Annotated in this window: 6 protein-coding genes; 3 read left to right on the top strand and 3 right to left on the bottom strand. The window is 48.4% G+C overall.

From position 1 onward, the window contains the following. Nucleotides 1-9 precede the first annotated feature (9 nt). Entirely contained in the window at nucleotides 10-1,302 is a 1,293-nt protein-coding gene (locus tag PRU_RS14010) for an ABC transporter substrate-binding protein (RefSeq protein ID WP_013064401.1), read from the top strand. On the opposite strand, the gene xyl3A is transcribed toward PRU_RS14010, so the two are convergent. The 3 genes from xyl3A to xyn10D/fae1 all read right to left on the bottom strand — a co-directional run bounded on the left by xyl3A (nucleotide 1,292) and on the right by xyn10D/fae1 (nucleotide 8,822). Further along, complete coding sequence (gene xyl3A, locus PRU_RS14005) at nucleotides 1,292-3,877, bottom strand: xylan 1,4-beta-xylosidase (RefSeq protein ID WP_013064096.1); 2,586 nt, start codon at nucleotides 3,875-3,877, stop codon at nucleotides 1,292-1,294. The genes PRU_RS14010 and xyl3A overlap by 11 nt on opposite strands. A 30-nt stretch (nucleotides 3,878-3,907) precedes the next feature. Beyond that, nucleotides 3,908-6,373 (bottom strand): glycosyl hydrolase family 95 catalytic domain-containing protein, encoded by a 2,466-nt coding sequence (locus tag PRU_RS14000; RefSeq protein WP_013064566.1) that lies wholly within the window; start codon nucleotides 6,371-6,373, stop codon nucleotides 3,908-3,910. 268 nt (nucleotides 6,374-6,641) lie between these two features. Then, complete coding sequence (gene xyn10D/fae1, locus PRU_RS13995; RefSeq protein ID WP_013065621.1) at nucleotides 6,642-8,822, bottom strand: bifunctional endo-1,4-beta-xylanase/feruloyl esterase; 2,181 nt, start codon at nucleotides 8,820-8,822, stop codon at nucleotides 6,642-6,644. A 216-nt stretch (nucleotides 8,823-9,038) separates the two neighbouring features. On the opposite strand from xyn10D/fae1, the gene PRU_RS13990 reads away from it, so the two are divergent. Both PRU_RS13990 and PRU_RS13985 read left to right on the top strand, forming a co-directional pair. Continuing rightward, entirely contained in the window at nucleotides 9,039-9,572 is a 534-nt protein-coding gene (locus PRU_RS13990; protein ID WP_074683860.1) for an outer membrane beta-barrel protein, read from the top strand. Between the two features lie 202 nt (nucleotides 9,573-9,774). Then, nucleotides 9,775-11,037: an ATP-binding protein gene (locus tag PRU_RS13985; RefSeq protein WP_080517212.1), complete on the top strand. Its 1,263-nt coding sequence runs from the start codon at nucleotides 9,775-9,777 to the stop codon at nucleotides 11,035-11,037. Nucleotides 11,038-11,338: the final 301 nt, after the last annotated feature.

The raw sequence follows: 11,338 nt of genomic DNA, 5'->3' as shown, positions 1-11,338 counted from the left end.
AGGAACGATATGAAACGGCTAGCAACCGCTATTCTTGCCTTGTGTTGCAGTCTGGCCATACAGGCACAGGACCGTCAACAGATACTGAAGGTATATAACTGGGGCGACTACATTGGTGTAGGCGTTATAGAGAAGTTTGAGAAATGGTACCAGCAGGTTACAGGCCAGCCTATCAAGGTAAGCTACGTAACCTACGACTACCCTGAAGAGTGTTTCGACATGATAAAGGACCAGCAGACAGAGGTGGATGTGTTCTGTCCACCCGAATATCTGGCCGAACGCATGATGAAGCACAAGATGCTCACCCCGATCGACACCAGTTTCGTGGCTCAAGGCATTCCTAACTACCTGCATGGCACCTCACCCTTCATCGACAACATGCTACAGCACATCGGCGAGGCACAGGGCATCACCGCCAAGGATTACACCGTAGGCTATCTATGGGGTAACACAGGCGTACTCATCAACACCAAGTTTGTTAAACCCGAAGAGGTAAACAGTTGGGCATTCCTGTTCGACTCGAAATATCGCGGCAAGGTGATTATGAAAGACTCGTTCAGCGATATCTATAACGTGTTTATCAACTACGCATTCTACGATGACATCAAGTCGGGCGTAGCCAACCGCAACCTGTTGGCCGCCTACCTCACCAACCGCAACATCGCTATTGTCGAGGACTTGCTGGAGTCGGCCCGTCCACAGATGAAGAGTTTTGATGTAGAGGACGACAAGCGCCTGATGTCAGCCGGCAAGGACTGGATGAGTATAACCTGGAACGGCGACGCCAGATGGGCTATCGACGAGGCAGGCGACAACACCAACCTGCAGTATGTTGTACCCATCGAGGGTAGCGACTGCTGGGCCGACTGCTGGGTGATTCCCACCACCTGTAAGAATATCAAGGCCGCCAGCCTCTGGATAAACTTCCTGTGCCGCCCTGATATAGCCCTGTTGTGTATGGAAGAAACAGGCTACAGTTCGGCCATCGGCACACCCGAGATACTGCAAGCTGTTACCAACGACAGTCTTCCTGCCATCGATCTGAGTTATTTTTTTGGCCCTGAAGCAACCGCCGTTCATGTAGATAGCGTGATGTATCCCACCAAGGACGTCATCAGCCGTTGCAGCTATCTACGCGACAGTGGCGACCGCCAGGAAGTGCTTCGTGAGATTTGGGAGAAAATCAAGGAGAAACCTGTTGTTGATTACTGGTTCTACGTGATTGCAGGCTGTGTAGCCCTGTTTATGATTATCACCACTACACTTTTGTTACGTCAAAAAAAGACCACCACTATAAAGTGATGGTCAGTTTTTTCAGATCTTTGTCCAACGAACTGGTTCCGTAGAGTATCTCGTACTTTCCGGGTTTGGTTCGCATGGTGTTTGTCTCAGCATCCCAGAACTCCAACGACTCCTTGGTCAGCTTCAGGTTGGCTGTTGCCGTCTTACCGGCCTTGATATCCAAACGCTCAAAGCCACGCAGACTCTTCAGTGGACCGTCGGGATCCTGCAGGTTGCGGATATACAGCTGGATGGTTTCGCTACCGTTCTTGGTGCCGGTATTGGTTACAGGTATCTGTACGTTGTAAAGCGCACCATCGGTAGCAGCCTCAACCTTAGCCTCGCCCACCTCGAAAGTAGTATAGCTCAAGCCATAGCCGAAGGGGAACAGCGCATCATCAAAATAGCGATAGGTACGACCCTTCATCGAGTAGTCCTCATAATCGGGCAGCTGCTGGTCGTTCTTATAGAAGGTTACCGACAGTTTTCCGCCTGGGTTATAGTCGCCAAAGAGCACGTCGGCCACAGCTGTACCACCCTCCTGACCAGGATACCAGGCCTGTACGATAGCATCGCAGCTTTCTGTCTCTGGCTGCAGGGCAATAGCCGAACCCGAACAGTTTACATAGATCACCTGCTTTCCTGCAGCCTTCAGGGCCTTCAGGAACTCGCGCTGCACCTTAGGCAGTTCGATGCTGGTACGGTCGCCACCTTTAAAGCCCTCGATGTTTACAGGCATCTCCTCGCCCTCCAGACTGGGAGCGATACCACCACAGAAAATCACCTTATTGATACCCTTCAGCTGGGCGATGGTCTCTTGATAATCGATATTCAGCTCGCGAGCCACATCAATCTTCATCGAAGCACCCCATGTCTTCACGGTCTGGAAACGTACCTCAATATCAAACTTCTGACCCTTTTCAGCTTTCAGCACCGTGCGTGTTGGTGTTGCACGCCAGATATGGTTCACAAACTGCTGCTTGCCATTGACATAGAGTTCGAAATGACCAGTACTCTCCACGTTTACCACATACTCGCCAGCCTCTTTGGCTGTAAAGGTTGTCTCGTACTTAGCCGAGAAATCCTCGATAGGCAGGTTGGGTGCAAACACGTGCATACCTGCAGTGGTTACATTTACCGGTTTGGTGTAGTATTCGGTAGTAAAGGGCTTTCCAGCCATCTCTGTGTTGTTCCAGAATGTACCCTTCAAGCCTTTCTTACCATCGGGAGTTACACAGTCGGTAGCCAGATGGCACTCCATCACCTTATCATTTGTCAGGTCGCAGCCAGGTATATAAACCAGTTTCTTCTGCTTAGCCTTCACACCATCCAGGATGGTAACGGTATGGTTAGGAGTACCATTATAGTTTCCCCACATCATAGGCTCGTTATGAGCATTAGGACCGATAATGGCAATCTTCTCGGCATTCTTCTTCAGAGGCAGGATATTGTTCTTGTTCTGAAGCAGTACGATGGTCTGACGGGCCATGTCCAGCGCTACGTTAGCCGAAGCCTTGGTCGACATAGCCGAATAAGGAATCTTCGACCACTCCACCAGCGACGGATCATCCATCTCACCCAGGTCGAAACGACCTTCGAGCAAACGGATCACGTGCTTATCAACCTCCTTCTCAGAGAGCAGACCTTTTCTGACTGCCTCGGGCAGACTCTTATAGGCATAGTTAAAGCCACACTCTACATCGGTACCAGCCAAGACAGCTTTCGATGTACCATGTACGGCATCCGACGACGACTTATGGTTCTCGTAGAAGTCGCTAACAGCACCACAGTCGCTCACAACGAGGTACTCAAAGCCCCACTCATCGCGCAATATCTGCTGGAGCAGACGGGTTGAACCACAGCAGGGATCATCGTCCAGACGCTGATAGGCACACATCACCTCGCGCACTTTCGCATCCTTTACCAATGTCTTGAAGGCAGGCATATAAGTCTCCCAGAAGTCACGGGCCGACACATCAGTCAGGTTGGCAGTATGACGTGTGTACTCAGGACCACTGTGCACGGCATAGTGCTTGGCACAGGCCCAGAGCTTACGGTATCTGGCATCCTCAGGCCCCTGCAAGCCTTTCACCACCTGCACGCCCATCACACTGGTAAGATAGGGATCCTCGCCATAGGTTTCCTGTCCACGTCCCCAACGAGGGTCGCGGAAAATGTTCACGTTTGGTGTCCAAACAGAGAGGCTACGCATCTTCATATCCTCGCCATTCAGGTCGTACATACGATGATTGTACTGAGCACGGAACTCGGTAGATGCGATGTCGAACACCTTAAACAGCAGATGAGGGTTGAACGACGCAGCCATACCTACAGGCTCAGGGAAATTGGTTACGTTACCCATGTTAGCCGCACCATGCAGCGCCTCGCTCCACCAGAAGAATTTCTTGATGCCCAAGCGGGGGATGGCCGGACTCTCATCCAGCATCAGCATGGCTTTCTCTTCCAAAGTCAGTCTACTACAAAGGTCAACGGCTCGCTCTTTAGCCGAGAGGTTCGGGTTCTGGTAAGGCAATGTTTGTGCCGAGGCTCCCAGCCCCACACACAATGCCAATGATAAGAATAGTTGATATTTCATCTTTAATGTTTAATCTTTAATCTTTAATGTTTAATGTTTAATGTAATACGTTTTCCCCGGTGCGGTCATGATATCATACTCGTACACCTTGCGGATGGGCAGTGTCTTAAAGTCCTTCAGCTCTTCCGACACCAATGGCTCGCGGATGGCAGCAGGTGCCAACAGCTCGTTACTGCACTCACCCTGAGCCGGCTTCAAACCAGCCCCCTGCAATGGCACATACGAACGCAGACGCAGCTGTCCGCCAATCTTCGAGTATATAGTAGCCTCGGTCAGTTCACCCTGGTGCCACTTCATACTTACCGTAAAGGCACCTCTGGCCACCAGTCCACTCACCTCGCCATCTTTCCAACTATCAGGCAGGGCGGGCAACAGGTGTACAGCGCCATCATGACTCTGCAACAGCATCTCGCATACGCCAGCCGAGCAACCGAAGTTACCATCAATCTGGAATGGTGGATGGGCATCAAACAAGTTGGGATAGGTACCGCCACTGCGCCCCCACTCTGTGGTGCTGGGTATCACGTTCAGCATGTTCTTGATAATCTTAAAGGCATGGTTGCCATCCTGCATACGTGCCCAGAAGTTGATCTTCCAACCCAGACTCCAGCCAGTAGCCATATCGCCGCGCTGGTTCAGGGTGTTAGACGCAGCGGTAAACAGATCGGGATGACTGTAGGGAGATATCTGGTTCGAAGGATACAAGCCGTACAGATGCGATATATGGCGATGCTCATCTTTTGGATCGTCGCCATCAATCAGCCACTCCTGCAACTGTCCGTATCTACCTATCTGCATAGGTGGTAGCTTGGCAATGGCATTGCTCAGCATGGTGGTATAAACCACATTATTATAGCCCAGTATCTGGTGTGCCCTCAGGGTACTGCTCAGCACATCAAACACTATCTGGTTGTCCATTGTTGATCCAGCTGTTACGGTGGTGTTCTTGCCTACTGGTCCATGTTCAGGCGATACTGTTGGCACCGTTACCAGCCAGCCGGCAGCCTGCTTCACTTCGCCGTTCTTTGGATATTCCTGCATATACGACAGCAGGAAATCGGAAGCTCCTTTCAGGATGGGATAGCAAGCATCAAGGAATCGCTTGTCGCCAGTATACAGGTAGTACTGCCACAGGTGCGTGGTAAGCCAGGCACCACCTGTTGGGAACATTCCCCAGCTGGTACCATCCACAGGACCGGCAATACGCCACAGGTCGGTATTATGATGCGCCACCCAACCCGGACAGTTGTACATGGTACGAGCCGTTTTAGCGCCTGTGACACTCAGGTCGCGAATCATCGAGAACAGTGGCTCCTGTGTCTCAGCCAGATTACCCACATTGGCAGGCCAGTAGTTCATCTCGGCATTGATGTTGATGGTATATTTCGAGTCCCAAGCGGGATCCATCTTATGGTTCCATACCCCCTGCAGGTTGGCAGGCTGACCACCAGGCTGCGACGATGATATCAGCAGGTATCGTCCGTACTGCATCATCAGCGACACCATATCCAGATCGGTACCATCGAAAGCTGCCAGACGTTCATCGGTAGGCAGCTCCGACTGCGCCGATTTGGCTAACGACAGCGACACACGATCGTACTGATCCTGATACTTATCCAGATGGCGTTTCAACAGTTGCTTGTAGTTCTTGCCTTTCAGCAACTGCATGGTCAGGTTGTTTTTCGCAACCGGATCGCCGTTAATAGTCTGATAGTTCACGTAGTTGGTAGCCGCCGTAATAAAGATAGTGGCATTGGTAGCATTTCGCACCTGCATATCGCTGCCCATATCGGTCACAGTTCCATCGGCCACTACTTTTACACGCACCTCGGCCTGCAGCTTGCCAGCGATACCCTCGTGCTCTACATTATTAATAATATAGGCATGCTCGTTCTTGGCCACAGCACCGCCCTCAACAGCCTGCTGGTTGCGCTGATAGCTCACCCCGAAGTTCAGGGCTTTCTTCTTGCTGGCAGTCAGCTGTATGATAATGGCGTTATCGGCCTGCGAGGCAAAGGCTGTACGAATATATTTCACATCAGCCACATCAAAACTGGTGGTACACAAAGCATCACCCAGATTCAGTTCGCGACGATAATTGCTTGGTTCAGCCCCATTTTGGTAGTCGAAAGAAAGCATCAGGTCGCCCAGGGGCAGATACTTTTGTCCATGGGGTCCTTTAAAGAAAGTCTTGTCAATCAGCGCCTCGGCTTCCTTTTCTTTGCCTTCAAAAATCAGGCGTCGCACATCCTTCATAGCCACCTTGGCATCAGGATTGTTGTTATTGTGCGGCGAGCCGCTCCAGAAGGTTTCTTCGTTCAGCTGTATCTGCTCTGTACCGATACCGCCATACACCATGGCACCTAAGTGCGAATTGCCTATAGGCAGGGCTTCTAACCACTGAGCGGCAGGCTTACTGTACCACAGCTTGTGCTGCTGGGCATTAACCACAAGTGCTACACACACACTGGCAAGGATAGTCAATAATCGTTTCATATATATACTATTGGTTTTAAATTTCGCTGCAAAGATACAAATAATTTATGAATTTAAAAAATAACCCTGGGACAAGAAACGCCTTTCTTTAGTCCCAGGGAAGGAAAAACTACTAACTACTAATATAACTAAAACAATTTTAACCGATTCTTTATTTTATCTGGGTGCAAAGTTAGTGTATTTTTTCGAAAGTGGCTTATCCTCATGTTACATTTACTTTTTATTTTGTTTCAACCACTAAAAAATCACACTTTTTTCGCACTTTTCCTTACTTAAAGAGACTCTGAGCCATCTTTTCAAGGCAACGACGCCATGTCAGGAACTCGTGTGCAGTGCCCTCAGAAACCAGACCTTCGGCCTTAAATCCAGCAGCCTTCAGTGCCTCAACGCTCTTGTTGATGCCCTCTGGGTTCTCCTTGTCGCCACAACCTACGAAGATATACTTCACAGCCTTAGGATCCTTAATTTCCTCGGGCATATAGGTGCCACCACTCAGCAATCCCCAGTAACCGAACATCTCAGGACGGCGCAGGGTGATGAGCTTGGTTTCCATACCACCCATCGACAGACCTGCCATCGCACGGTTCCACTTGTCGGCCTTGGTCAGGAAGTTCTTATCGATAGTAGGAATCAGTTCGTCGATGAGTACCTTCTCAAACTCCTCGGCAGTAAACTTACCGATTGAACCGAACTTAAAGTCGTTAGTCAGTCCGTAGGCCATTACTACGATAAATGGCTTAATCTTACCATCGGCAATCAGGTTGTCCATGATGAGTCCAGCCTTACCCTGTACAGGCCAGCTGGTTTCGTTCTCACCCCAACCGTGCTGCAGGTACAGTACAGGATAGCGCTCCTGCTTACCCTTTACCACCTTGCCGTAACCGTAAGGCAGATAAACATTGGCAGTCTGCATCTTACCAGTGCTCTCGCTCCAGAAGGTTACCTGCTGGATGTTACCATGGTTGATATCCTTGCGATAAGCGTAGAAGTCCTGATCCTTGGCAGGAATCTCGATACCACTCTCCCAACGGCAAGAACCGAAGTAGTTGTGTGTACCAGGATCGTTAAACACGCCACCATCGATAGTCAGGTGATAGTAGTGGAAACCAGGATCCATTGGGCCCTCGGTAGTACCAGTCCAAACACCATTTTTATCCTTGCGCAGTACGGTACCGCCACGGCCACCAAGACCCAGGCTTACAATTACCGACTTAGCATCGGGAGCCTCAACACGGAAGCGGGCGTAACCCTCAGAGTTAACCATAGGATACTCCTGTCCGGGCTGGTTCATGGGGTTGGGCACAAAGTCCTCTTTTGGCTTGCGATTGTCCATAGCGGCATCAAAGTCGCGGATAATCTGCAGCGAGCGCTTAGCCTTGAAGTTCTCGTCGAAAGGCAGTGGGTGATTGTTTACACCCAGCCAAGAGTCCTTATCGCTCAGGTTCCAGAATGTAACGTTCTTAATCACATCCTTATGCTTACGGAATATCTTGAACAAACGGGCATACTGGTCCTCCTGCAGTGTCTGCATATAACCAGGCTGTGGTTTAGCCTCGCCACGCGAGAACATCAGCTGACCACCGCTCTCGGTATTGGTACGCAGATCCAGCTCTGTAATGTGGATAGTGTTTACAATCTCGCTGAAACGGTTGATGGCCTTCTCCAGCTTCTCCTCATCAGGGAAGTAGATGTTATAGTGACCCTGCATGCCGATACCATCGATGGGCACACCAGCCTCCTTCATCTTCTTCACCATATTATATATACGCTCGCGCTTACCCTCGTCAACACAGCTGTAGTCGTTGTACATCAGCACACCTGTTGGGTCGGCCTCGCGTGCAAACTCAAAAGCCTTAGCAATAAACTCATCGCCACAAAGCTTAAAATGACGGCTCTGACGATAAGGGCTGGCAGGCACCATCTTACCATCAACAAACTCGAATGGACGACCGTCATCGGCCATAGCCTCGTTTACTACGTCCCAAGCATAAACCACGTCCTTATAGCGGTTAACCACGGTGTGGATATGCTCGCGCAAACGCTGGTAGAATACCTCTTTCTTTACTGGCTTACCCTTCTTATCGGTAAACATCCAGTCGGCAAACTGTGAGTGCCAGCACAAGCAGTGACCACGCATCTTGATACCGTTTTCGCGGCAGAAGTTGGCAATGCTGTCGGCCAAGCCAAAGTTCCACACACCCTCTTTGGGATGAATCTCGCCTGGTTTCCAAGCATTCTCGGCAGTAACGCTGTTAAACTGCTTCTTTACGATTGCAGTCTGAGCAGGATCAGAGATGTTGAACTTGTTTACAGCCACACCTACAGTAAAATAATCCTTGTAAGCATCCTTAAGTCCAGGACCTGCTGCATAATCTACAGGACGTCCCCACTGTGCCGATGCTGTCAGGCTACCGGCGATAAGCGATAACGCTACTAATAGTTTCTTCATATTTGCTAATTTGATTTCTGTTTATTAATCTATTCGGCTGCAAAGTTACAACAAATCCCCCAAACCCTCTATTCCGTGAGTATCATAAACTTTATTATTTGTACCATCAATGGCTACTTTAGGGGGATTACCTACCACTATATAGGGATTTTCTTGAGTATATTCCAACTAATTGTTGTACCTTTGCACGTGAATTTACAAACCAATAAAATAAAGATGAAGAAATTACAACTTGTATTATGTATGGCCCTGATGGCCGTTATGCCAAGCAGGGCCCAGCAGAGTGTTGCTCCGTTTGAGTTTGAAGTAAAAGCAGGAACCAATTTACCGTTGGATAGCGAATCGGGAATCAGCAACAAGTTAGGCGTTAACTTGGGACTTGAATCGCGATGGAATCTGAAACGGCTGCCGATGGACGTTGGTGCAGAACTATATATCGGCAGCGCTGTAAGACATGCCGAAGATGACAAGTCGCTCAGCAACCGAACGATATCGCTTGCTATACTATCCGACTATCAGATAAATCGTGGCTCGAAGGTATCACCATTCATCGGTCTTGGCCTTGGAGTTGCGAATTGCCAACAAATCAAGGGCAGCTTAGGTGATGAGGGCACAACTCTCTGCATCATTCCAAGAGCAGGTGTAGAATTTGCCCGCCACCTGCGCCTCACCCTTGATGCCCACATCAGTAAGAAATACTACTCGCATGTAGGCCTTACTATTGGTTACTCTTTCCATAGCAAGAAATAGTGCATGCCACGGAATAAAGTGCCCCCTGGCATATTTGCGATAGCCTATATTCGTCAGTAGGCTATCGCTATTTTTACTAGTTTTCGTCCAAATGTGAGGTAAACTATTAAAAAATAGCCATAATATTTGGAGATATGAAGTTTTTTTTGTTACTTTGCAGCAGAAATATAAATGACAATTTATATAAATCCGGATTTATATTATGAAGTTTTATGATCGCAAAGCAGAGATGGAGATTCTGAAGCAGAATGAGAAGCAGGCCGAACAGCATGCTGTGTTTACAGTACTGATGGGTAGACGCCGAGTTGGTAAAACGTCGCTTGTGATAAAAGCCTTGGAGGGGTGCCAGTTTGCTTATCTTTTTGTGGCGAAAGATAGCGAAGCCATGCTTTGCCATAAGTTTCAGCAAACACTCCAGGAACAGGTAGGTATACAGGTATATGGTCGATTGTCGCACTTCCGTGATGTGTTCGAGGTTATTATGAGAGAATCGGTACATCGCCATTTTTCTATTGTTTTTGATGAGTTTCAGAACTTCTATAAAGTAAATCCAGCCATCTTTAGTGAGATGCAAGACATTTGGGACAGGTATCATCGTGACTCACATATTAACCTGATAACGATGGGTAGTATCCGTTCGTTGATGAAACGTATCTTCGAAGATAGAAACGAACCGCTCTATGGACGCCCCACCTCAAAATTCACACTGTTACCTTTCTCTATTAATGTACTGAAGCAGATATTCGGCGACCATCACCCGCATTATAACAATGAGGACTTGCTTTGCCTCTATATGATTACTGGTGGAGTGGCAAAATACGTAGAGCTTTTGATGGATGCAGGATGTTATACAAAGGAGAAAATGCTAAACTTTGTATGCAGGCAGGATTCTTATTTTCTCTCAGAGGGTCGCGATCTGATGATTCAGGAGTTTGGCGATGAGAGTAGCACATACTTTTCTATTCTCCAGCTAATAGCGGGAGGTATGACCAGGCGTTCGGATATAGACGGCGCAATGCAAAAGGATATGGGTACTTTCATCCAGAATCTTGAAAACAACTATAACATCATCTCGCGTCTAAAACCCCTACTGGCCAAACCTAACAGCAAAACCAGTGCTTACGAGATTTCCGACCAGTTCCTACGTTTCTGGTTCCGCTTTGTGTGGCCATATCAGGCACTTGTGGAACGCCAGCAACTTTCCTTGTTGCGACAGAATATGGGGAAAGGTTATGAACAGTTTACAGGGCGTACACTTGAACAGTTCTTTCAACAACAAGCTATGGAATCGGGGCAATATACGATAGTGGGGAATTGGTGGAATCGTAAAGGTGAGAATGAGATAGATATGATTGCCCTCAATGAATTTGAGCACACTGGTATTGCTGCCGAAATTAAAAGGAACCCTAAAAAACTTAGTCTTTCAGAGTTAGAAACAAAGAGTAGCATCTTTGCCAGCATCTGATTTTGGATCATACCATCTCAATTTAATAACGTTATCTCTCGAAGATATTTAGCGATAGCCTATCTATGCCACGGGACTGGTCCCTGACATATAGCACTCTACCACCATCTCTACCGCAGGCTGGCCTAAAGGTGTTTATATCATCAAAGCCAAGATAGGTAAAGAAGAGGTAACGGAGATAATTTTTGCAAATAATTTCTCTGTAAAAACAGCCATCTCTCCCTCAATCTTCCGAAAAGCCTTTGTACACAGGCATTTCGAGAGGGTGGAGATTTTCTTAATCTCTCCCTTTTCCCTCCCT

It is taken from the genome of Xylanibacter ruminicola 23, from assembly GCF_000025925.1.
GTDB lineage: Bacteria > Bacteroidota > Bacteroidia > Bacteroidales > Bacteroidaceae > Prevotella > Prevotella ruminicola.
The sequence above is the reverse complement of the archived record's forward strand: the minus strand, read 5'-3'. Positions and strand labels throughout refer to the sequence as shown.

Bases quoted from the DNA above. Each gene is read 5' to 3' on its own strand.
- PRU_RS13990 (WP_074683860.1), top strand. From the start codon at position 9,039: ATGAAGAAATTACAACTTGTATTATGTATGGCCCTGATGGCCGTTATG.
- PRU_RS14010 (WP_013064401.1), top strand. From the start codon at position 10: ATGAAACGGCTAGCAACCGCTATTCTTGCCTTGTGTTGCAGTCTGGCC.
- PRU_RS13985 (WP_080517212.1), top strand. From the start codon at position 9,775: ATGAAGTTTTATGATCGCAAAGCAGAGATGGAGATTCTGAAGCAGAAT.
- PRU_RS14000 (WP_013064566.1), bottom strand. From the start codon at position 6,373: ATGAAACGATTATTGACTATCCTTGCCAGTGTGTGTGTAGCACTTGTG.
- xyn10D/fae1 (WP_013065621.1), bottom strand. From the start codon at position 8,822: ATGAAGAAACTATTAGTAGCGTTATCGCTTATCGCCGGTAGCCTGACA.
- xyl3A (WP_013064096.1), bottom strand. From the start codon at position 3,877: ATGAAATATCAACTATTCTTATCATTGGCATTGTGTGTGGGGCTGGGA.